18 protein-coding genes are annotated in these 25346 nt (G+C 42.1%); all 18 read right to left on the minus strand.

What is annotated here, in order from left to right:
• Position 1: 1 nt before the first annotated feature.
• Positions 2–1906: a 1,4-alpha-glucan branching protein GlgB gene (glgB, locus tag ACSQ8P_RS26080; RefSeq protein WP_436237850.1), complete on the minus strand. Its 1905-nt coding sequence runs from the start codon at positions 1904–1906 to the stop codon at positions 2–4.
• A gap of 113 nt (positions 1907–2019) precedes the next feature.
• The gene (locus ACSQ8P_RS26085) at positions 2020–2805 is read right to left on the minus strand and encodes an SDR family oxidoreductase (protein ID WP_436239607.1); all 786 of its coding nucleotides are present in this window, start codon (positions 2803–2805) and stop codon (positions 2020–2022) included.
• Positions 2806–2970: 165 nt separating this feature from the next.
• Entirely contained in the window at positions 2971–4197 is a 1227-nt protein-coding gene (locus tag ACSQ8P_RS26090; RefSeq protein ID WP_436237851.1) for an MFS transporter, read from the minus strand.
• A 37-nt stretch (positions 4198–4234) separates the two neighbouring features.
• Positions 4235–4696, minus strand: a complete 462-nt coding sequence (locus tag ACSQ8P_RS26095; RefSeq protein ID WP_436237852.1) for a MarR family winged helix-turn-helix transcriptional regulator — start codon at positions 4694–4696, stop codon at positions 4235–4237.
• Positions 4697–4878: 182 nt separating this feature from the next.
• Positions 4879–6528 (minus strand): cellulase family glycosylhydrolase, encoded by a 1650-nt coding sequence (locus tag ACSQ8P_RS26100; RefSeq protein ID WP_436237853.1) that lies wholly within the window; start codon positions 6526–6528, stop codon positions 4879–4881.
• Positions 6529–6563: 35 nt separating this feature from the next.
• On the minus strand, positions 6564–7424 hold the full coding sequence (locus ACSQ8P_RS26105; protein ID WP_436237854.1) for a carbohydrate ABC transporter permease: 861 nt from the start codon (positions 7422–7424) through the stop codon (positions 6564–6566).
• Positions 7421–8308, minus strand: coding sequence for a carbohydrate ABC transporter permease (locus tag ACSQ8P_RS26110; RefSeq protein ID WP_436237855.1), 888 nt, complete (start codon positions 8306–8308; stop codon positions 7421–7423). The genes ACSQ8P_RS26105 and ACSQ8P_RS26110 overlap by 4 nt, the downstream gene beginning before the upstream one ends.
• Before the next feature lie 34 nt (positions 8309–8342).
• Positions 8343–9653: an ABC transporter substrate-binding protein gene (locus ACSQ8P_RS26115; protein WP_436237856.1), complete on the minus strand. Its 1311-nt coding sequence runs from the start codon at positions 9651–9653 to the stop codon at positions 8343–8345.
• Positions 9654–9775: 122 nt separating this feature from the next.
• Entirely contained in the window at positions 9776–10864 is a 1089-nt protein-coding gene (locus ACSQ8P_RS26120; RefSeq protein WP_436237857.1) for a response regulator transcription factor, read from the minus strand.
• A complete protein-coding gene (locus ACSQ8P_RS26125) occupies positions 10857–12563 on the minus strand; it encodes a sensor histidine kinase (protein ID WP_436237858.1) in 1707 nt (568 codons plus the stop codon). The genes ACSQ8P_RS26120 and ACSQ8P_RS26125 overlap by 8 nt, the downstream gene beginning before the upstream one ends.
• A 289-nt stretch (positions 12564–12852) precedes the next feature.
• Positions 12853–14892 carry a CBM35 domain-containing protein gene (locus ACSQ8P_RS26130; RefSeq protein ID WP_436237859.1) on the minus strand — a complete coding sequence of 680 codons (2040 nt, stop codon included), beginning with the start codon at positions 14890–14892 and terminating at the stop codon, positions 12853–12855.
• 279 nt (positions 14893–15171) lie between these two features.
• On the minus strand, positions 15172–16716 hold the full coding sequence (locus ACSQ8P_RS26135; protein ID WP_436237860.1) for a response regulator transcription factor: 1545 nt from the start codon (positions 16714–16716) through the stop codon (positions 15172–15174).
• Positions 16713–18563 (minus strand): cache domain-containing sensor histidine kinase, encoded by a 1851-nt coding sequence (locus tag ACSQ8P_RS26140; protein ID WP_436237861.1) that lies wholly within the window; start codon positions 18561–18563, stop codon positions 16713–16715. The genes ACSQ8P_RS26135 and ACSQ8P_RS26140 overlap by 4 nt, the downstream gene beginning before the upstream one ends.
• A 119-nt stretch (positions 18564–18682) precedes the next feature.
• A complete protein-coding gene (locus ACSQ8P_RS26145; protein WP_436237862.1) occupies positions 18683–20641 on the minus strand; it encodes a glycoside hydrolase family 127 protein in 1959 nt (652 codons plus the stop codon).
• A gap of 29 nt (positions 20642–20670) precedes the next feature.
• Positions 20671–21519, minus strand: coding sequence for a carbohydrate ABC transporter permease (locus ACSQ8P_RS26150; protein WP_436237863.1), 849 nt, complete (start codon positions 21517–21519; stop codon positions 20671–20673).
• Position 21520: 1 nt separating this feature from the next.
• Positions 21521–22402, minus strand: a complete 882-nt coding sequence (locus ACSQ8P_RS26155) for a carbohydrate ABC transporter permease (protein ID WP_436237864.1) — start codon at positions 22400–22402, stop codon at positions 21521–21523.
• A gap of 75 nt (positions 22403–22477) precedes the next feature.
• Positions 22478–23764 carry an ABC transporter substrate-binding protein gene (locus tag ACSQ8P_RS26160; protein ID WP_436237865.1) on the minus strand — a complete coding sequence of 429 codons (1287 nt, stop codon included), beginning with the start codon at positions 23762–23764 and terminating at the stop codon, positions 22478–22480.
• A gap of 302 nt (positions 23765–24066) precedes the next feature.
• Positions 24067–25329, minus strand: coding sequence for a glycoside hydrolase family 1 protein (locus tag ACSQ8P_RS26165; protein WP_436237866.1), 1263 nt, complete (start codon positions 25327–25329; stop codon positions 24067–24069).
• Positions 25330–25346 lie beyond the last annotated feature (17 nt).

Here is a 25346-nt window from a genome sequence, read left to right on the forward strand (position 1 = left end):
CTCATCCTTCCATAGGGATATATTTGACGATAACCGCTGCAAGCGGCGGTATGTTAACCAAAATACTTTGAGCATAACCCTGACAAGGCCATTCCTCGGTTTCCAACATGTTCTCATTCGTTATTCCTGATCCGCCAAACTCCAACTTATCGCTGTTAAAAACCTCCTGATAGCGCCCAGCCTCCATGACCCCAAGGCGATAACCCTCATGCGTTTCAGGCTTAAAATTGCTAATTATAATAAGCTGTTCATTGTTTGTCTTCGATTTTCGCAAGAGCGTCACCAGACCATCCTCTTTATCATCCGCAACCAGTGAGGCAAATCCGTTCGACTCGAAATCAAGTTCCCACAAAGCTTTTTCTTCTATGTAAAAATGATTCATCTGTTTCACAAATTCCGCAAAGTGCTGATGCTCTTCAATCCTCAACAACCCCCATGCCAAGGTGCCCTCTGAATTCCAATCGTCCATTTGTCCGAATTCAGTGCCCATAAAAAGCAGCTTTTTACCCGGATGTCCCATCATATAGGTATAAAACACGCGCAAATTAGCAAAGCGCTGCCAATTGTCTTCCCCAGACATTTTACCTAGCAGGGATTTGGTCGGATAGACCATTTCATCATGAGAAAAAGGCAAGACATAATTCTCATCCATCATCCCCAGCAGTGACCGGGTTAACCGATCTTCCTGTCCGCTGCGTTCGCTTTGATTTTTCTTCATAAATTCTAGCGTATCCCAGGTAAAGGCTAAATTCCATTTGTAATTAAATCCTAGTCCGCCATACTCAACCGGTGTAGTTACACCCGGATACGCGCTGGAGTCTTCTGCAATCATGAGCACACCCGGATACCTGGAAAATACGACCGCATTTAATTTCTGTAGGAACGCAATCCCTTCCAGATTCTCCTCTCCACCCTGTTCATTCCGAATGCATTCCACTTCTGCCCGATTAAAATTCAACGTTAACAGACTATAAACGGCATCGATTCTTAGTCCATCCACATGATACTTATCCATCCAGAACAGAGCATTCGAAATTAAAAAGCTGACGACTTCTGGCTTACCATAATCGAATATATACGTCCCCCAAGTCGGATTCTCACCTCTGCGACTATCCGCATACTCATAGAGGGGGGAGCCATCGAATCGGGATAAGCCTTGGGCATCTTTGCAAAAATGAGCAGGGACCCAGTCCATAATCACGCCTATTCCCTTTTGATGACAACGATCAACAAAGTACATAAAGTCTTTCGGTGATCCATAACGGCTTGTCACCGAATAGTAACTGGTTACCTGATATCCCCACGAGGAGTCAAGCGGGTGTTCTGCTAAGGGCATTAGCTCAATATGGGTATAACCCCGCTCGTGAACGTAATCGACGAGTTCATCTGCTAATTCCACATAACTGTAAAATCCGCCGTCCTCCTTGCGTTTCCAACTGCCCAAATGCACCTCATAAATGAGAAGCGGCTGCTGTAAGCGTTGGTTCGACTTATTATTCTCCAACCAGTCTTTATCCTGCCATTCATAATTTTCAAGCGAAGCAATAATGGAAGCGGTTTCCGGTCGAAGCTCCGTATGAAACGCGTATGGATCCGCCTTCAGATAACGATCCCCGTCCATCGTAACGATTTCATATTTGTATAAGGTGCCTTCATCAAGCTCGGGAATGAACAGTGTCCAAATGCCTTCCTGCATGGCCATCGCATGATGACTGCCATCCCAACCGTTAAAGCTGCCGGATACGTTCACCTGCTTGGCATTCGGCGCCCAAACAGCGAAGTTGACTCCTTTGCGGCCATCGCGTTCTTCAAAGTGAGCCCCAAGAAATTGATAGCTTTGATACTGTGTGCCCTCATGCAGCAAATAGATAGCGTCCGTGTTTGATTTCGAGGCAATCGTTGTCATTCCATTTCCTCCCCGCTTGTTGTATCTAATCCTAATTACACACATCCTGGTGGATTGAAACAGCAAACAAAAAACACGATACCCTTTATTGGGTTTCGTGTTTTTGTTTTGAATTATAACAGCGATTCAGCGCCGTCAATGAACAGTTCTGTGCCAGTGATATGGTTAGAAACGTCTGAAGCAAGGAAAGCTACCAGATCGGCAACTTGCTCAGGCTGTCCAGGCGCGTGTTCCAATGGTTGGTTACCCTTCGGGTACTTAATCGGAATTTTAATTTTCTCTAGCTCCGCTGTCGGCTGCGTATTTTCTCCAATATTCGTCTTAATTGCCCCCGGGCAGATGGCGTTGACGCGTATTTTGTACTGTGCCAATTCTAACGCGGCCATTTTTGCAAATGCAACTTGCCCTGCCTTTGATGTGCTATAAGCCGTCATCCCGAACCCCGAGAAGGTGCGATTTCCGTTAATGGAACTCGTGATGACTATACTGCCGCCTTCTTCTTTCATATGTGGAATCGCATGTTTAACACAAAGGAACGTTCCTTTTAGATTGACGGAAAGTGTACGATCCCAATCCTCTGGCTTCATATCTTCGATTGGCGCCAAAACACCATTGATGCCGGCATTGGCAAAGACAAAATTAAGCCGCCCCCAGGTCTTTGTCGTTTGCTCGAACGCCTGTTTAACTTTGTTCGGATCGGAGATGTCGATGTCGACTGTTATAACCTGGCCGCCTGCTAATTCTATATCTTGTTTCGTCTGCTCTAGCCGATCGTCATTTAAATCCACAAGGCATACTTTCATGCCTTGCTGCGCCAGCAGCACGGCGGCAGCCCGTCCAATACCGGATCCTGCTCCGGTAATCAATGCAACCTTGTCTTTTAAATCCGGCAGTACCATCATAGGTTTCTGTAAGGTTTGAACGCTCGTGGGTTACCACTCCTAACCTGCATGGGTAGTTTGAAAGAAATCCTTCTTGGTTTACCCATTACGTGCAATAAACATGTAAAAATAACAAATAATTCTATAATATTAGGGAAAAATCAAACTAAATAGCTCTTCTGTTCATGAACCGACCAAGTCGCCATTACTTCTTTGGACGCGTCTAGAAGCCATGAAATGCTGCAGCGCTCCAAGAAAGACGAAAACTGCCATTACGCCGGCCGAATATCTGTACATCACCGAGTAGTTGGTTACTGATGAGATTGCGCCAAGCAGAATTGCGCCGAGCGCAACGCCGAAATCCGTTGAATTGTAGAACATGCTGTTCGCCATGCCATACTGCTCCGGATTCGATAATCGCAGCATCCAAGCTTGAATCGTAGGCTGAATGGCACCGAATCCTACGCCATAGAGCAGCGCGGACACGATCAACATCGGCATGGCATGCGTAATTGACAGCACCGCCATGCTGGCCATGACGAACAATCCTGCGGGAATCAGTACCGAAGCATGCCCGAAGCGGTCGAAGATTCGTCCCGAAAACGGACGAACGAGAATAATCGTGACGGCGTTAAACATGAAGAATAAGCCGACCTGTTCGATATGTACATAATCGCCGAATAAGGCAAGGAAACTAAGCAAACCGCTGTACGTGATAGAGAGAAAAAAGTTCAGCAACGCGGGAAACAATAGTTTCCTATTGAATCTGGGTTTTGCTGCGGCTCTGGGTAGAACGACTTGACCAACAGGCTTCGTTTGCTCCTTAGAGGCTTGATCCCGCTTCGAACGTGACAGCCATAAGACTGGAAAGATAGCCACGGATGTAATCAATCCTATCATCGTCAAATGCATGAAACTGTCTTGTTTCATGACATTCAAGCCGATAGACGGACCGATCGACATGGCTAGACTGGTCGACAACCCGAAATAACCGATGCCCTCCCCCATACGTCGTAATGGGATAATACGGGATACGAGTGTCGGCAGAATCGTGCTCGCCATTCCGAAGCCGATGCCATAGCCAATACGCAACGATAATAGCGTAGCGACAGAGCCCGCAGCCGAGTACAGCGCCGTAGTAGCCGCAGCGACAATGAGACCCGCGAGCAGAAGCTTCATCCGCGAAACGCGTTGCATGAGCGCAGCTGTCGCGAAACGCGATAGGATGGCTGCCAGCGCGAATACAGACGTCACAAGGCTTACCTGTATGTTCCCTGCATGAAATTCACTTTTCACGTAGGCTGGGAAGGACGAAAGGAGCATTTGCAAACTTAGAAATAACAGAAAAAAACAGATTGTTAAAGCAATGAATGGCCTCGTCCATAATGGAGTTTGTTGTTCTTGCTGCATTTTAGCATCATCTCCAATCAAATCTCATCAAATATTATTAGTCTTCTACCAGCTCCGTATGCCCTAGTTTCCCGCCGATATGCAGTTGAATGCGCAGCAACAGCTCCATCATGATATCGTATTCCTCTTCCGAAATGCAGGCTTTTACTTCCGCCGTCACACTGTCTTCGATCGGTGTCGTTTCGCGAATGATCGCTTGCCCGAGCTCAGTGCTATATACAAGAAAAGACCGCCGGTCCCGATTGCCCGCTTTCTTATAGATAAGCCCCTTCTTCTCCAAAATATCCAAAATCCGCGTCGTCGTCGGCTTGTCCTTGCCGGTCCGTTCGGCGATTTCACGCTGGATCAAACCTTGAGCGCGATCGATTTGATTCAGCGCAGACCACTGCTCGGGCGTAATGCCATGCGCACTTAGCCGTTGCTGAAACAAGGCCGTCAGCTTTCTGTGCGTAACGCCCATCGCGAATCCGATCGGCAGCATTCGGGGTTCGATTGACATATACGTTGCCCCTTTCAAATTGTTGTTTAAACAACTATATGTTAGACAACATGTTTTGTCAATGTTGCCAAGGGCTTTTTTCCTATGATAAGAAGGGGTTTAAGAAATGCCGCCCACGCAAAAAAAGGCATCCACTCAATGAGTGAATGCCTTCTATTACCTCGTCCTAATCATTATTTTTCTCATAGATTTAACTCTTTCACCGGTATAACTTCGAGCCATTCCATGCGTACTATGTTTACCATGGATGTAAGTACAATGCGATGTAATCCAGGACTAAGCTGGAATTCGTCATTCAAACGCAGTGTACTCCATGAATTCCCAGCAATCTCTACTATACCCATTACTTTATCATCGACTGAAACAGTCATCTGCGCTCTTTCATAAGGTGTAAAAGCATGTAAATCAACCGTATAAAGCGAGGCTTTGGAATCATGACCCACTGTGAATTCATAAGCAAACCAATCTTCAGCTGTTAATTGAACGCATAATCGTTCATCCGCTTGCCAAAGTTCCCCTTTGCCATGTTGAAAATTAGGTGTCGTTCTAGATCCTTCTATAAAGCGGATATCTGTTCTGTCATTCATCCGAAATCCCATGTTTTCAACCTTACGGTTCTTGGTCCCGTAGCTAATCCCTTCTCCCCTGTACCCATAGAAAATAGCGGGTATACGAGTCGAAGGTCTGCGAAAAAGGGAATCTGTTACTTCTTTTTGATACAAACATTGCTCAAAAGAAAGGTTGTGCAGGTATTCCCATAAAATGTGTTCGGCAGATTCTTTATCTGGTTTAACTCCACCTTCTAAGTAGTCAATCAACTGCTGCCAACCTGCTGGCTTGATCACAGTGCATGGCGAATTATTTTTGTCCATTTTTTTCCAAGTCCAAAAATTCCACGAAATGTCATGATCCTCAAATAATCGAAATGCGCCTGCATACCATTCCTTATTATTCTCACCGCCTTCGCCCATAAAGATCGGCACGTTCCATTCTTCACGCTTATCCAGATAAATCTGAATACTCTCCGTATCTGGGTTATTCCAGTATTTATGAAATTGAAGCATAAGATTATCATCAAATTTATCATCGAAAATCGACCAATCTGTGGCCCAGTGCACACCTTCCAAAATGATCATATGACGGTCATCGACTTCGCGAATAGCCTTAGTAATTTTCTTATAAAGCGGCATTACTTGATCATTATAAGCTGAAAACCATTCTGGCAGCGGCTCGTTCAAAAGATCATAACCTGCTACAATCCACTCATCTTTATAACGCTCAGCCAGCATTCGCCATAACGCGACTGTGATCTCTTGATTCCGTTCGTTCGTAAACAGCTCAGGTTTATCGAACTCCGAATCGTCGATATTCGTTCCTGTCTGTCCTCCTGTAGCACCATGCAGATCAAGAATTACATACAGTCTATGCTCACGACACCAATCAATGACGTTGTCCAAGATCTTCAAATGAGCTTGAATATAGCGAACAACCTCACCATCACTATCCTCTATCAAAAATCTGGCAAGAATCGGTACACGAACGGAATTGTAACCATCCGCAGCGATTTGCCGAATATCCGACTCGGATGTATATCGATTATAATAAATCTCCCAGAATTGCTCAGCCTTCTCTTCGCCAACCAAATCCTTCACCATCTGTTCGATTCGTCTTGGTCGATCCCCTTGATCAGGAAAAAGCCACATGTACCCTTCAGGAAGCATCCAACTACCAAATCCAACGCCGCGAAGCAGAATCTCCTGTCCTTCACCGTTTATCAGCTTTTTGCCTTTGGCCTTTAAAAACCCAGTTACTTCATGCCCTCCAGTTACCAAAACAAGATTCCTCCTCTCCATTCCAATTGATGGTATTATCCTTTGATCGCACCCTCAGCAATTCCATTTAGAATATATTTTTGCAGAAATAGATAAAAGATAATGACAGGCAGCATAGCCAGCAATAAGGCAGCTAAAATATTGGACCAGTCATTGCTATATTCACCAAATAACATATTCGTTGATAAGAGCAGTGTATATCGATCTGAATCGGTTAATATTAACAGTGGCAACAGAAAATCATTCCATATCCATAGTAAATTCAAAATCGCAATGGTAGCTGTGACAGGTAGAAGTAGCGGAAAAATCACAGTAAAGAACAATTTAAACTCTCCACAGCCGTCGATAACGGCAGCTTCATCCAAATCTCGAGGTATGGATTTGACAAAACCATGATATAGAAAAATGGCCATGGACACACCTAACCCGATATAGATTAAGCCAAGTCCATAAATTGAACCTTGGATGTGTAGTTCTCTAGATATTTTCACGAGGGTGATCATGACCGAGTGAAAAGGGATTAACATCGAAAGAATGAAAAGTCCAAACAAAAAAGCACTCAATTTCCCTTTCGTTCTGGACAGCTTGTATCCAGCCAAAGAAGCACAACCAATAATCCCAAATAAACCAACAACAGCAATTTGAATCGTATTCGATAGACTTCTTAAAAAGTGTATTTTTTCAAAGGCGCTCGAATAATTGGCAAATTGAAAATCAGCAGGAAAGGAAAGAATATTCGTCAGCATCTCGCTTTGCGTTTTCACAGAATTCAATAACCCCATATAGATTGGAAATAACATCACAACCGTTCCGATGAACAGGAAGAGAAAAATAAGAGATGAGCCAGCACGACGACTCACTAGGCTAAGTCCAACACGTGCATCTTGACTACTCATGCCTCCACCTCTTTTCTTTTCATGATCCACAATTGAACGAGTGTGACGATAAAGACAATCAAGAATAGAATCATTGCCTTAGCGCTAGCATAACCATATCGACTACTCAGACTAAATGCTTCTTCATAAATATTAAGCGCGATAACCTGTGTAGCCCGCCCGGGTCCACCGCCAGTCAAAGCAAAAACCGCATCAAAGACTTTAAAGGAACCGTTTAAAGTCACAAAAAGTCCAATGGTCAAAGCTGGATAGATCATGGGGAGAGTCACATTTCGAAATGTTTGCATCGCATTTGCCCCATCTATAGCAGCAGCTTCTTTCATCTGTTGCGGCACCCCTTGAAGTGCTGCAATGTATATCACCATTAAGTATCCTACTCCACTCCAGAGGGAAAGTATTAAGAGTGTATAAAAGGAGAATCTTGGATCCCCTATCCAGGATTGGTCTAAAAAGTGAAAGATCGTATGTTCAGCTATATAGGGTAAAACTTTAGTGAAAATAAACATCCACATAAACCCGCCGATAATTAGGCTAATCATATTCGGCATAAAGAAGATCGTCCGAAACCAAACCTTACTTCGTTTTTGTGATTCTATTAACACTGCCAAAAGGATAGCTAAAAAATTTGATAATACGACCATGAAAATAACGTATTTGAGTGTAAACCAAATGGCATCCAGAAAGTATGGATCATCTGTGAGCGCTTCGATATAGTTGCTAAATCCCACCATATTATAGGTGGGATTTAGCCCATTCCAATCCGTCAGGCTGTACCATATCCCCCCAAAAGAGGGGGCGAGTACAAAGACGGAATAGAATAGTATTGCGGGAAAAACGAAGGCTAACAGGATGACGTTTTGCTTCCTATTCCTAGTAAAAATCATTTTGTATCACTCCTAGTTAACCGTTACTCAGCTTTTACTTAGCAGCTTTAACTGCTGCTGCCCATGTTTTATCCATTGTTTTAATAAATTGATCTTTGGTTATGTTTTTAGCATAATAGCTTTGCAATAATTTAGCTTGCTCGTCTGTAACACCGTTTGGCAGCTTCAAATCCTGATACGCTTTCCCCTTTTCTACATATGCGGAGGATTCCTTAACCCACGGATTCACTTCAAATTTATGAACGGTTGAGATGGGATTGAATTTCAATTGTTTAAATAGCGCGGAAGAATCTTTCTCATCTAGCATATAGTTCAATAAATCAAGTGCTACTTCTTTGTTTTTAGTTGTTGGCGATACAGCTAAGGAAGTAGAGGTTGAAAGATTAATCATGGTATCTTTGGAATCATTGCTTACAGGTAGTGCTGCAACGCCCATTTCAAAACTTGGATTAACTTTCAGAATGGCATCCGCATTCCAAGGGCCTTGTACCCACATAGCGGATTTTCCATTGGCAAATTCAGCGGCACCAGCTTCATTACCAACCTCGAATGGTTTTTTCGTGCCGTTTGCGTTAATGAGATCGATAATATCAAAAATGGCTGCTACGTCACTATATGAAGCCTGACCTGCACTCATCTTTTCAATCCAATCCGGATGCTTCGAGGAAACAATACCACCAAGCGATTGCGCAGTCATAAGTTGTGGAACCCATGACTCTTGAAAAGCCAGTTCAAATGGTGCAATATTCGCTGCTGTTATTTTTGCGATAACAGCTTTCATTTCATCCAATGTGTTTGGAGGTGTAATGCTCAAATCCTTGAATATTTTTTTATTGTACAAGTATCCCCATGTTGTGCTTTCAAAAGGCAGCACGACGATTTTACCATCGATCGTAACGGTTTTCTTCACGGGTTCATACAAGCTTTTAATGGCTGTTTGACTAGATAAATCACTTAGGTAACCTGCTTTGTAATAAGCCGGAATATCATTTGCATGAATGGTAAACAAATCCGGTGCGTCATTCGATGCTAGCCGAGTTTGTAAGATCTGCTTGGCTTGATCCGAATTAGGCATTTCCGTTTTAATCGTGACATCTACATTTTTCTCGGCCAACTCTTTTGCTTTAAATTGCTCGAAGTATTTTTCAAATTGTTCTTTATACTGGGGATAGCTCATAAATACATTTAGTTCTACTTTTTTCGGAGTTGCAGCCGCCTTTGTACTGACTGGTGTGCTTGCAGGTGCTGCACTACTAGCGTCTGTATTCGTCTTATTTGTGCTAGTGCCGCATCCTGCAGCTAATATTAAGCCTAGGATAATACTCATATTAAGCGTTTTCTTCATGGATCGTTCCCCCCTCTGATTTAACTGCTCCTTCAGTATAGTGGAAGCGTTTTCTATATTCATTTCAGGATATTAACATCTTCTATTGCACAATATTGATGCGACTTGGAAAAACACGCCAATTATTTCCGTAATTCTCCTGGGGCAATTCCATAATGTTTTTTAAACACCCTGTAGAAGTAGGCAAGGTCTGGATACCCTGTCATTTCAGCAGCGTGCTTAATAGATAACTTATGATCCACAATGAGTTCTTTGGCTTTTTCCATGCGTTTGAGATGAATATAATCGGTTATCGTTTCTCCGGTGAATGTTTTGAATGCCCGACTTAAGTGCTCCTTACTTATATAAAAATAAGCGGCGAGTGACTCCAAAGTAATCGATTCGTTATAATGCCTATTGATGTACGCGATCACCTCTCGCAAATCCAGCTTATTTCTATTTTTCCGTGCCTCCAATAGTAAAGCAATAGCCTGATTATACATGCGTTCAATCTGTCCAATGGTCTCTTTCACAGAATTCCAACCCATTTGATCGGACGGCTGTTGTTCCAATTCAGATATGATATGGTTCCATTCCAGCTCACTAGTCGAAACAAACTCTTCGAGCATTAAGGTAAAGTCATGACCGATTTTATTCAGAATACTGCCATCGAATTGTTCAGCGTGCATCGGCTCCATAAATTCCCCTAATGACTTCAACGTTTGAATGACACCTGATGCGTTTAAATCCAACATATAACCATAAATCAATTGACGATATTCCAAATACTTATCGAGTGAACCCGCATCGGCAAATACAAGCGGTGTTTTCCAAGATACATCTGAAATTTGCTTGGCTTGCTGCAGTTCACGAACACATTGCGCTAAAGCAGCATTCAGCTCTTCGGGGTCCACCGGTTTTAATAAGTATTCCTTCGCTTGGGATCGAATAGCTTGCTTTAAATATACAAAATCATCATATCCACTCATCACAATGATCTTAAGCAAAGGATGTTTATCATTCAGCGCCTTTAAGAGCTCGACGCCATCAAGACCCGGCATTCTCATATCTGTTACCACGATATCAGGTGCTAGCTCTGCGATCATTCGCAATCCTTGTGTTCCGTCCTCTGCTTCACCTATTATCGTTAATTGGAGCTTGTGCCATTCTCCAAGCTGCTTGATCACTTTTCTTGACCAGGGCTCATCGTCAACAATCATCACTTTATACATCCTCAAACTCCTCCTTTTCCAGTACCGGCAATACGAATAAAACGATCGTTCCCTTCCCTAGCTTGCTGAAAATACGTATACCATATCTTTCGCCAAAATGCAGCTTCAACCGGGAATCAACATTTTTTAAACCAATGCCTTTTCTTATCCCGCTTTGCTCATCTTCAGAGAATTTCGAAATATTTTCATTGCCAGACCTTAACCCTATTCGGATATATCCCAGCTTCTCTTCGTCTAGACCTACGCCATCATCTTGAACAGCAATTAGAATATGATTACGGATTCGTTTGATTCTTACCTCTACGAGCCAGTTGCCTTCTTTTTTATGCAGTCCATGTTCAAATGCATTTTCTACAATAGGCTGAAGTGTGAATTTGGGAAGCCGGCACTCCGAAGGCAAATCATCTTTCTCAACCACCACTTGACATCGCCCAGTAAACCGCTGCTCCTGAATAAAGATATAGTTCTGCATATGCTTGAGCTCATCTCTAAACGTAACTAAATCGCTACCCGTACTGATTGAATATCTTAATAAATCTCCGATCACCCGTGTAACTCGATATATCTCAGGCGCATCCTTCTCTAAAGCCATCCCTCCGATTAGATGAAGGGTATTGTTGAGAAAATGCGGGTTGATTTGAGCTTGTAATGTCCTCAGTTGCGCAGTCTTAATGTCTATTTTCCCTTGGTATTCTACTTCAATTAACTCTTTAATGCGTTGCATCATTGAGTTGTAACCATGCTCTAGCAGACCAAGTTCATCACTGTTTTTGACAGATTTTAATTCAAAACTTTGAATTTCCGCTCTTCTCATGGTTCGTGCTAGACTAATAATCGGCTTACTAATACGAAGCGAAAAAAGGATAGAGAGAATAATCGAGGCAGCGACAAATAAGCTCCCAGTGACAATACCGGCATTAATCGTAGCTTGAGCGCTGCGATTTATCGTTTCAAGCGGTATGGCTTTTATCAGTGTTAATTTACCATTGCTAACTTTCTGCATAAAGAAATAATACTTATTGGTTTTCTGAATTCCAAGACCACTATCAGGTACAGCAAGACTTTTTAATAGAATAGAAATATCTCCTAATGCCTGTTCATTCTTAGACCCCGATAATAATTCCCCTTCATCGTTGCTCAAGAAAATGGAGCTGTCTGGTTCAGATCCAAGAATACTGCCGACCTCATCCCAAACCTTGCGGTTGATCTTAACGGAGAGCCCCCCCAATAGCTTACGATCTTCAAATCGATTCATACTGTGAAACGCATAAACCCCATTTAGTTCCTGTTTAAAATAAATATTAGTCGGTGTATCTAACATCCGGCTCCATGGTCCAGTCCGGATATCCATAAAAGAAATTAAACGGGCAACATAACTTACGGATAATGCCTGTTTGTTTTCATGAATATAAAGTGTAAAATCATCAATTTTACGGGAATTGGAATGTAATAATGAGGTTAGGGTATCACCAACATATTTTTGCGTTTGATATTGTACATTTAAATTCGGATTAGCTACTTGTTGCAGATTTCCCATTAATTCCGAATTGATCTGCACGGTATAAAATAAAATGTTCATCTGCTCAATAAGCTCATTCAAATATTGATTAGCCCATTCCATACGGGAGTTATTGGCACTAATCATTTCCTGTTCCACCGAATGTCGTGTATTGTTGCTAGCAAGCCAGGTTACAGTCACAACAGGTAATGTAGTTAAACAAATCATCAATACCATCAATCTAAACCGGATTCCTATTTTTCTTTTCAGAAGTATCCCCTCATTTCACTTCCTATTCCAAAAGCCGCTACACAATCATATAAGAAACAATTCGTGTGCGATACCGTTAATCCTCTAAGGTCGCGTCGATTAAAAAAAGTAAAAAAACACGGAACCCAATTCGGATTCTCGTGTTTTCTTGTTTTTGAATCTATTCAATTCAAATGACGTATTTCAAATAGTCTCGCAGTGAACTCCCTACTGCGATAGCCTAATTTATTGTAATATTATCAATCTCAGCGTATCCTGTACTTCCTTTGGTCAACCTGATAATGTTATCTCCGGCTGTTAGGTTAACGTTCACATTCACGGTACCAAATTGCCCCCAGCCTGCTGTAGCTGGGTATGTAACTGTTGAGAATGCTCCACCGTTATAAGCTAAGCTTTGTGTTGAATTAGATCCAGTGCCGTTCGCATATCGGATCGTCATGGTATAAGACTTTGTAGTGGGTACTTTCACATAGAAATCAATATAACTATCACTATAATCCATTTGTGCCACATATTTGCTACCCGAAGCATTGGAGCCAGTTGCAATATTAGCATGGTTTACAGCTGCGTTTTCTGCTTCGTATACGTTAGCAGCCTGACCATATGGCGTAATATAAATTCGATATCCATCATTATTATATAAACCAGTCATCGGCACAGAAATCTGATTATTTGCAATTGTGTAGTCCCCTTCAAGCAATGTATTTGTCGTGTTAACCGCAGTCCCCCTATTCACAAAAGGTGTCCAGTCTACACGCACATGCACTTTGCTACCATTTGTTCCGAAAAACGAAGGAAAATTCTTTATAGTTGCATTGATGGAACCATCTGTAACGCCACCAAATAGTACGCTTGCATATTGCCTAGTTGAATCTACATTCGCGAAAGCATCAAGAGCAAGCATATCATTCACGTTTGGAGGCGTGGTGGTTACCATGTTGCCTGACATGTCGCCATACCATTTGTAGAACCACCATCCACCGTTTCTTTGGGTAGCGCTTGAAAGCAGGGTTCCTAATCGCCCAGGATTCGGAACATCCCAATAACTTTGCATAGCGGTATCGACTTTAAGTCTCTCAAACTTGGCAATCAAAGGTGCGGTCACTCCTGGTTTCCCTTCGTCATCCAACCAAGCAGCACCGCTGTACTCATTAATCGAAATCGGCCTTGCTGTTAGCCCTAACGAAGTTTCAATCAACCTGTAATCATTAAAGTTGGCGGTAAAATTCTCATTCCCAAGCTGATGCCAAGATGCAATATCTGGAACTGTATTTTGGGACTTCTGGTATGCCATAAAGTCTTGCATAGCATTATGACCGTACCCAGCGAACGAGGGTCCAATTGCTTTGGCTGTAGAATCTAGCTGTTTAAGCTTGGCATAGGTTTGACTGAAGAATTCGCGAAAAGTCAAGTTCCCAGATGCATTTGACGAAGTATAGCCACTATTATAGATAGTGCTATTACTTATTACAGCATTTTCAGCTTCATATCTTACAGGGCTTCCACCCGTGATATCTATATAGTCGATTTCGGCATATCCTGTAGTACCTTTAGCTAATCGAATCGTGTTGCTTCCCGCGTTTAAATTAACAGTCGTTGTGAGTGAGCCTGGGCTGCTGTTAAACCAACCTCCCGTATTCGGATATGTTATTGCTGCAGCGCTGCCTCCATTGACACTCATATTATGTGTTGAAGCAGCTCCTGTACCATTGGCATACCGAATATTTATCGTATAAGCCTTAGTTGTAGGTACCGTTACTGTGAATTGCACATAGCTACTACTCGTATCAATTCCACCAACATATTTTCCTTTCCATGTACCGTCTGGTTCATTCCATAATTCATATCCATAAACATTCGTAAGACCTGCCGCTTTCACATCATTTACCGTCGTGGTCAACTTATTAAACCAGTCCGTCAAATTGGTGTAATCATACCAACCGGTAAACCAGTCAGCAAGACGGATAGACATTTGGCTGCCAGAAGGGGCGATTCTTTGTGCAACCGGGATAGCAGCTCCCCACGGCTGTTGATAGCCAGAGACTGCAGGGTTGTTATATGCCTTAGCGTGAAGTGGAATGAATAGATTATTATCTGGTTGATTTTCTATGATGCCGAATAAGGAACCTGCCGCCCCATGAGTTACCGGTCCGATCACACTCGATAAATCGACGGTCAGAGCACTTGCTGCATAGGCTGGAACTACTGCTGATAAACTAAACATCATCATCAATGAACTTAAGATTGCTGCTTTTTTCACATTAAACCCTCCATTAAGTTGGTGTTGGCCTGCCTACAACATGATTATTGCTTGATTATCTAACTCGACTATATTCATCATGCCTCCTTCATTTAAATCAGATATTGAAAACGCTTGCAAATATGAGGTACTTCTTAATAGTAGAGCTAAAAGCTTACTAAAGTAATTCCAATTTTCTAAGATAAGTCGAGGAATTTAATGTAATTATCCCTAAATAAAGAAAAAAGACTCCGAATGGAGCCTTTTTATCATCCAGCCTACTATTCCACTTATTACTCATCAGACCCGAAGCTTTTGAAACTCTCCAGGAGTTAGACCTGTTGCCTCTTTGAACACTTTAGAAAAGTACTTCGCATCCGGGTAACCAACTTGTTCCGCCACTTCATAGGACTTCAATGATGTGTTAATCAAAAGTTCCTTAGCTTTCTTCATTCGAATATCTTTCATATAAGCCGTATAAGACATGCCTAATTCCTTCTGAAAAAGTGAGCTCAAATACTCAGGTGTAATATTAAAATGGCTAGCCAGTTCATCTAATGAAATCCCCGTTTGATAACGCTCCTGGATAAGTTTCGAAGCTTTATGAATGATCAAACCGAAAGACTTATCTTCCTGTCCAACATGTTTACAAGCATAGTCAGCTGCTAGTCTCATAGCATGTTTTAACTCCATTGGTGTTTGAGCAGCTGACAACAAATTGAACAGCTCATTGCGATCCCTCGTCATCGTTACATTACCACTTAACACCTCTGCCAAGTGAAGCATATTGGAGGCGAACCGGACACAAGCTCCGGTAACTTCTTTTGGATGTACAGCCTGATTTCGACATGCCGCGATCATTGGCTCTATATAAGAATAGATCTTCTCTTTATCACGATTAGAAACAGCTTCTTTCATTCTCAATTCCATATCGGTAGGATACTGAAATTTGCTTCCCGCCCTTTCAATGAACTCCTCTTTTAGAAATGTTCGCTGATTTCCATACGTAAGTGACCACTTGTGAATCTCCCTTAAGCTTAAGATTTCGACTTTTAAATCTCTGAGATGAGGAAGGGAGGTCCAGCTAATAACAAAGTCTGACTCTTCAAGGGTGATTAATTGAGCAATCACTGATTTCCAAAACTCTTCTATTTCGAGCAAATCTGTCTTTTGCAGTAAAATAACAATTTCATGGCGCTCTTGAAGCTCTATCAGACAAAAGTTAGGTATCTGTATGTCATTCTCAATAAGAAGTCGAATTTTATCTTTCAATAGGGATACGCTTTTATTGTCAGAAGCCCCTAAATAAACAGATGCAGCCTGAAATTCCAAGCCAGCATCGAATCCGAGGAATTCATGGATATGCAAGTGGAATAGTTCATGATCGATATCCGATTGTTCTAGATATCGCCCCAGCAATTGCTCAGGGCTAGCAATGGGCGCTTTCTCATCTATGCCATTTAGCAAATTAGACATCCGTGTTTTCTCCGCTTCTTGAAGTACACGACACAAGTCGTCAGCCGTAATAGGCTTCAGGAGATATTCGCTGACGATCCCTGTCTGCAGAGCCCTACGTGCAAAATCAAACTCGGAATGCCCGCTAAGTATGACTGATTTGGTTATAATACCTTTCTTTTTTAGGCTTTCTAGCATTTCTAAACCATCCGTGCCAGGCATTCGTATATCGGTAATCACTAAATCAGGCCTCAGTTCCTCAATTAGCGCTGCCCCCTCCAAGCCGTTATCGCTTTCACCAACCACCTGGTACGTATCACTAAACTTATTGATCAATCGGATGATACCTTTTCTCGTTTTCTCTTCATCCTCAACGACAATAATTTTCATTGTAACTCTCCCTTCGAGACATCGATTTCATTCACACTTGGCAAGATAAGGCTTACCTCAGTGCCTTCCCCAATCGTACTCGTCATAAAGAATTTCGCTTTGTCACCATAATACAAAGCCAATCGGTCGATCACATTACGCACCCCGATACCAGAACCCGTTGACTGAACACGTTCATAGTGGCCGTCCATGATATTCTTAACAATAGCTTCATCCATCCCGCAGCCATTATCATTAAGTTTTACACAGAGTGAATTTTCATATCCAGAATAGAAATGAATCTTGATTAAGCCTCCACTCTTCTTCCCTGAAAATGCATGAAGGATGACATTCTCTACAAAGGGTTGTAGCAATAATTTATAGATCCGAGCCCTCTTCACACCAGATTCCATGATAATCTCATATTGGAACGAATTATTAAATCGATTCTGCTGTAGGAACAAATAATGCTCTAGCCACTCAATTTCTTCAGAAAGTGAGACTAATTTATTACTGTGACTAATGCTGTATCGAAGAATATGGGCAAGTCCTTTTAACATACGGCTAATTTCATGTTCATCTTTTTCAATCGCCATCCAGTTAATAGAATCCAATGTATTATAGAGAAAATGCGGGTTGATTTGCGCTTCTAACGAACGAATTTCCGATTCTTTCTGTTTCTGCACAGCCTGCCGCGTTTCTTCCATCAGTTCATTGATAGTGATCATCATTTTATTATAATTGGAAACGATTACAGAAAACTCATCACTTGAATCATGAGCAATTTGAACAGTGAAATTACCACGTTGTGACAATCTCATAGCATTCACAATCTTGCGCACTGATTTGGTCAAGAAACCTGAGAAATAAATAATAAGAAATGTTGTGAGCGCTATACTCGCAGCTCCCGCAAGTATATTGATCTTTTGCATGTCATACATTTCTGAGAATAAATCTGACTCGTTAGTCACGTTGACAATCGTCCAACCTGTCTTTTCATTAGGAAAATAGTTAATGATCGAAGCTTTTTTTAGTAACTTCGCATGTGTAGGAAGCTCGTTCTTCAGAGATTGCTTATCAGCAATAATGTCGGAGAGATTGAGACCTATTTTTTCTTTGTCGGAAAAGGAAATGAGATTACGTTTCTCATCCATTAAGAAGTTAGATGAGTTTATTTTTCCTGTTTGAGTATCATTCGTTGTGAAATTTACCGCATCGGAGAGCACTGACTCGTCCAAACTAACAATAATATAACCCATATCTTCTGGTGTACCATTCGAAAGCCCTGTTAACTTACGAGCAATGTGGAAGACGAACTGCCCAGCATCCTCGGATCCACCGACTTTCTCCGTAACCGTTACAATCGAGCCTTGTTGATTATTTTTGAGATTCTGCATCAGGTTTAATCGAGAATCATCTTTAAGCTGGTTCCACAACGTATCAATAGAAGAACCCGTCGCACGATCAAAAGATACGATTGTTCCATTATTATTAAAAAAAGAAAGACTGCGAATACCTTCCTTCGAGTATGTATAGCTCGCTAATAGCGTACGAAGCCTGCTGGCATACAACAAACTTTCTGATTCATTACCATGAAGGATGTAGTACACAGAACTGATGACGTCCTCATCTGAAAATACTTGATACAAAATATCGGCATAACCAGACAAAGCCGTATTCAGATTCTTATTCGTTTGGATTAAATTATAATTAACAAGCTCGTTAATTTTCGTAGTCATCGTATGTGTAGAATTGTAGTAAGTAAAATACTGCATGAGAATAGCAGGAAGAAATGTTACCATGAAAAAAGTAATAATCAGTTTATTTTTAAAACTAATCTCGGATTTAAAAAAATTCAATAATGCCATAGAACCACCTTTATGTGTAGGTTTTCTATTAATATTAAGTTGTCTCAATCAATAAAGCTATAGCTATAATAGGAAAAAAGGACAGATAGTTGCCTAGCCCCTATCTATCCTTTCCCTCATTAATCTCTAACCCAAACCACCATTTCACCTGCACCACGGTTCGCCCAAGCATAATAAGGAATGTATTCAACTGTGATCGGTTCTTGTTGCAATGTCTCATCGGATTTATAAAGTTCTGTACCCCATGTATCATCCATCTCACGATAGGCTGGCACTTGTAAAATTTGAATTCCCCCAAGACGATCAGGAACCATTCTCGTTTTTACTTGTGCTTGTCTTTGCAAGCGAACTTGATGCAAGTGTTTGCCATTATCTGCTTCTTCCATACAATACACCAAAGGCCCACGTTGCAGGGCAACCTTTCCTATCGTTTCCCGAAGCAATGGATGACCCTTCATTCGTAAAATTGGCATAGATAGCATCCATTCCACACGATCATCCGATTTCCATATACGCTCAATCATAGCGTACCCGTTTACAAGTGTGGATTTCCATTCAACGGCTTGCCCGTTGATAACTAATTCAGCTTGATCGTTCCAATTCGGTACTCTCAAAGCCAACGTAAACGCAATATCTTCCTCGGATTCGATGGAGAAATGAACATTACCTTCCCAAGGAAAGTTGGAACGCTGCTTCAAGGTAAACGGCTTGCCTTTCACTTCAAGCTTAGTATCCCCGCCAACATATAAATGGGTATAGACGCAGTCGTTCTTAATCGTATATACATATTGTCCAAGAGATGCTAATAATCGAGCGATATTAGGAGGGCAACAGGCACAACCAAACCAACCTTGTCTGACAGGCTTCACATGGTCGTAATTATGATTAACCCCGCAGGCATCTGGCCATACTTCAAGTGGGTTTACGTAGAAGAATTGCTTCCCGTCCTGAGACATTCCAGCGACCACAGTGTTAAAAAGTGCACGCTCCATAATATCCGCATATTCACTCTTCGCTTCGATTTGCAGCATGCGCTGCGCGAAAAAAATTAAACCTATGGATGCACAAGTTTCTGCATAGACCGTATCATTAGGAAGGTCATAATCTACGGTAAACGCCTCACCGAATGCCATAGAACCAATACCGCCAGTGATATACATCCGTTTCGTGACCATATTGTTCCACAACTTACGGCATGCATCCAGCATCCCTTGATCACCGGTTTCAACGGCTACATCGGCAATACCAGCAGCCATATACACAGCGCGCACGGCATGTCCTTCTGCTGAGTTCTGTTCACGAATTGGCAAATGCGTCTGGCTGTATTTTTTATCATTGATCATGTCCGCATTATACCAGTGTCTCGTTTTGCCGCGTTTCTCGTACTCCTCTAAATAAAAGTCACCCTGCCCACGTTCCTCTAGGAAGAACTTGCTTAGGTTTAAATATACTTCGTTTCCTGTCGTCCGATATAGTTTCACAAGGGCCAATTCAATTTCCTGATGACCATCATAACCCTTGATTTGCGTGGGTCCATGTCCAAATACGGTATTGATATAATCTGCAAATCGACATACAATGTCGAGAATTTTCTTTTTCCCTGTGGCGTTGTAATAAGAAACCGCCGCTTCGATAAAGTGCCCGGCAGTATACAACTCATGGCACTCACACAAATTCGTCCATTCTTGACCAGGCTCTTTGAGCGTGTAATAGGTATTTAAATACCCATCTTCCCGCTGAGCTCTGCCTATCAAGTCGATGACATCATCGGCAAGCTTTTCTAATTCGGGATCCTCGCCCGTTTCCAACAAATAGCCAACAGCCTCGAGCCATTTCGCGACATCGCTGTCTTGGAACACCATGCCGTAGAATTCGCCTTGCTCATCTCCAGCAGCAATTTTTAAATTAAGAATGGCGTGACTCGGTTCCGCTTCTGGAATCCGATCATTTAACGCTTCCCATTGATAAGGCATGACAACTTCTCGAATCAACTTCACATAAGGGCTCCAAAACGAATCCTGAATTCGAACATCCTTTATAGGTAATGCTTTCGCAACTTGCCATTTAAGTGATTGCATCTATGTCTCTACTCCTTTATCCGCTCTCTCTAACCTTTAACTGCACCATTCGTTAAGCCGCTTACAATATATTTTTGAATAAAGATAAAAATTAGAATGACAGGTAAAACGGAAACGACACCGAATGCCATGATGTTATTCCATGAAATCCCTTGATAGCCAAGGAAGTTATATATGCCCGCTGTCACAGGTCTCATTTCAGGTTTACTTGTAAACGTAAGTGCATAGATAAGGTCCCCCCATGCATATAAAAACGAAAATACGGCAGCAACGACAACGCCAGGAATCGCTATTGGGAGCATGATACGCAAGAAAGTGGTGAATGTGTTACATCCGTCAATCTTTGCAGAGTCCTCTAATTCCTTCGGTAAGGAAATAAAGTATGTCCGAAGGATCATGACAGAGAATGGAATTCCAATCGTTGCATCGGCAAGAATCGGTGCCCAGTATGTATTTAAAATGTGTAAATTTTTAAATTGAATAAATAATGGTGTTAAAATTAAGGAAGATGGCAACATTTGTGTAACAAGAAATAAAAGAATAAAAACTTTTTTCCAAGGTGTCTTGAATCTTGCCAAACCATAGGCTGCTGGAATCGCAAGCACCGTAGATATGATCATCGTTGCGACCGAAATGATTGCGCTATTCATAAAAGATCGCAAGATATTATTATCTGCCCCGAAGAGCTGATTCGTATAGGATTCCCATTGAAAATGCTCAGGCAAAAACGTGGGATGCGCTAAAAAAATATCTGACTCAGGCTTCAAAGACGTCACGATCATCCAATAGAGTGGGAAGAGGAATACACAGGTAAACAGCAGTGCAGCTAGATTCAGAGTTCGATTCGTTCTTCGCTCTGCTGGGGTATGAAATTGCACGCTACATCACCTCTTCCTTACTGACCAATCTTAGATAACCTAGGCTTACAATAAATAGAATGACAAACAAAACATTGGCAACCGTAGCGCCTTGACTGAACTTGTACTCAACAAAAGAGAGCTTATAGGAAAAAGTCGACAACATTTCCGTCGCATTGATTGGACCACCATTTGTCATAATCACAATAAGATCAAACACTTTGAAGGTATAAATAAAACCTAGAATAAGTAATGAAGTAATGGCGGGTTTCAATAAAGGCAATGTAATTTTGAAAAACTTATTAAAAGCATTCGCACCATCAATCGAAGCACTCTCATAGATATCCTTCGGAATCGTGGTTAAACCCGTGGTAATCAATATCATATTGAAGGGAACACCGATCCACGTATTCGCAATAATAACAGCCCACAAGGAATTAGAAGGATTGACAAGCCACTCCACTGGTTGCTTGATCACATGCATATTCAACAATATTTCATTTAGGATTCCGCCGTTTAATCCGAAAATAAATTTAAACATTAACCCCGTTACTGTAATCGGCATGAGCCAACTAATCATAACTAACCCTCGAAGACGTTCGGCCATTGAAAATTTTTGACTGAACAAGAGCGCTAATGCAAAACCGATAATAAATTGGAAAAGAATACAAAGCACAGTATAGACTAGCGTATTATACGTGGACTTTAGAAATATAGGGTCTTTAATAATAAGCTTGTAGTTAGCGAATCCAATAAATGAAGGTGAACTTGCGATATTCATAACGTTAACATCATAAAAACTTAAACGAATATTTTCGAACATCGGATATCCAACCATCACAAGCAGATAAATAAGCGCTGGTAAAATAAAGGCATTGCTATAAAACCGATCTGTTAATTTCATTGATGTGACCCACCACCTTTCTAAAAAATTGTTGGAGCACAAATTTACTTTGTACTCCAACAATAAAGAGTTAACCTATTTTAATGCCGCACTAATTTTATCCTGCGCTTCTTTTGCTGCAACTTCTGGCGTTTTGTTCAACGTCAACGTTTGCTGAAGAGCGGAAGAAAGAGCATTGGATATTTCCGGCCATTTCGCATGCGGGCCGCGAGGTTGCGCATACTGCATTTCTTCATTAAATACTTTGAGAACAGGATCCTCCGTCCAGAACTTATCTGTAGCGACATCTTTACGTGATGGGAAGTAACCGAAACTTTGAGCAAATGGCTTGATGACATCTGGGCTTGCCACATACTTAATGAATTTCACAGCATCATCCACATTCTTACCATTGACAACCCCTAAGTTCTCGCCGCCAAGAACGGAAGCGTTCTTTTCGCCTTTTGGAAGAAGAACAACTCCGTACTTCAGATCTGGCGCACTCGTTTTCAACTCAGGGATTTGCCAAGGTCCATTGACCATCATGGCAACTTTACCAGCTGCGAATTGCTTCATAACATCTGCCTGTGTCCAGTTGAGTACTTCTTTACTAACCGATTGATCTTTCACTAAGTCTGCTAAGAAGCTGTAAGCTTTAATGCCTTGTGGACTATCGACTTTATCAAAAGAAGCACCTGCAGCAAGCAGCCATGGAAGGAATTGGAACGTACCTTCTTCATTACCTAAGCCACTGAATCCTAACCCTTTCACGTCACCTTTTGAAAGCTTTTTGGAAGCATCACGTAACTCATCCCACGTTTTTGGCGGCTGAACGCCTGCACCATCTAGCATCGTTTTGTTATAGTACAAAGCCAAGTTGTTACTGCCTAATGGGATTCCATAAACTTTGCCGTTCAGTGTAGCTGATTTCCATGGTCCTTCATAAAATTGGTCTTTATCCGGCCAATCTTTAATCTTGTCCGTGATGTCAGCGAATAGTCCCATTGCAGCATATGCGGCATGATCTGGATTATCAATCACCACGATATCTGGGAGATCCTGCGCTGCTAATCCAACAGACAGACGTTTCTTAAATTCAGCGAATGGGATGAACTCAGGCACGACTTCCACATTCGGATCTACCTTTGCATAGCCTTGAGTCAATGTTGAAATTTTGTCGAAACGTTCTTTTCCTTCAAAATAGAACCAAAGTTTTAGTTTTTTCTTTGTAGCTGCCGGAGCCGTTGTTGCAGAGCTTTTTTCTGATGCTACAGGAGCTGTCGTTCCTGTAGTATTTTTGGTTTCGCTACTCGTGGATGAACACCCCACTGCAGAAGCTAGCAAAACTGATGACATAACTACCGTTGTTAACGCTTTCTTCATTGTATATGACCTCCATTTTGATGTGCTTTATGTTTACACCCTTATCATAAAACAATGTAAGCGTTATGATAATTCCAATAATCTAAGAAAAGTAGACGATTATAAGATGATTTTTCTTTTACAGTACCATCCATAGTATTACAAATCATTATATATAAATTTGATGAATAACGTCGGAAGATGTGCTCACCATTTTATTTCATAGCAAAATAGACCCACAGTAATAACTGGGGTCTAACTTTTGATCGAATTATCATACATTCACACCTTTGGGAATCTCTATCGATATCATGCTTCCATCATTAAATCATTGAATTCGTTTGAGCGATGCTTCCCAAATATTGCGCGCTCTTTTTCACTTTCCGTTCCTGCGTATTCCGATCTACCGCGATCAGTCCGAACTTCATGCCGTAACCGGAATTCCATTCGAAGTTGTCAAAGGTCGACCAGTGCAAATACCCTCTCACATCGATCCCTTCTTCGATACAGGAATGTAGCCCTTGCAGTCCCTTGCGAATAAACTCGACGCGCCTGTCGTCGTCATCCGTCGCAACGCCGTGCTCTGTTACAAAAATAGGGAGCGACAGTGTTCGTGCAACTTTGCGTACAACCTGCCCCAATGCTTCCGGGTAATATTCGTATTTCATCTGTGTCAACTCGGCGCTTTCGGCAGGTCTAACTTGACCCTCAGGTCCGTAGACTTCTCTCGTATAATTCTGAAGGCCGAAGAAATCGTCCCCTTCTACCATGGACACGAATTGACCAAAGACGAGCTGCCATTTCGCTTCGGCCATGCCTTCTCCGCCCGGAATCGACTGCACATCAGACAAGGCCATCGATAGGCCAACCTTGGTAGCAGGCGAAAGACGCTTAATCGTTTCCCTTGCCATGCTGTGTGTTTCCTTAAGGAGCCCGATCGTCACCTCATCCGAAATCATATGGAAAGTCACGTATTGATTCGGCGCCGCTCCACACAACAAGGCAGCTGATTCTCTCCATTTGGGCGCCGCCCAAGCCGCGGCGTCAATCCCGACTGGCGGGACGATTCCGATCTTCGAGAAGATTTCGCGCAGCATGGTGGGCAAATTGATTTCATTAAACGTTAACACGTACGGAATCAACGATCCCAATTCTTGGAACACAAACTCGCAATACCGGGAGAACAATTGTGGGATTTCTGGGCTGGCCCACCCACCTAGTCTCATTATCCATTGAGGTGATGAGAAATGATGCATAGCAACCACCGGCACCAAACCATGCTCGTAGCAAGCTGCAAGCACATCTCGATAATGCGCGATCGCTGAATTGGAGTATTGTCCTGGTGCAGGCTCTACTCTTGCCCATTCGATGGAGAACCGGTAAGCCTTGAGCCCCAAGCTTGCCATTAAAGCGATATCTTCTCTATAAAGACGATAATGATCGATGGCATCCCCTGATTTATCAGCATACGGAGACCCTTCTGCCTGTTCCTCAGCCCAGAAATCACTGTTTACGTTATTACCCTCAACCTGATAGGCTGCAGTAGCCGATCCAAAAATAAAGTCTTTCGGAAACACGAGTTCCATTGAACAACACTCCTATC

Source organism: Paenibacillus sp. LjRoot153, from assembly GCF_964253085.1.
GTDB lineage: Bacteria > Bacillota > Bacilli > Paenibacillales > NBRC-103111 > Paenibacillus_E.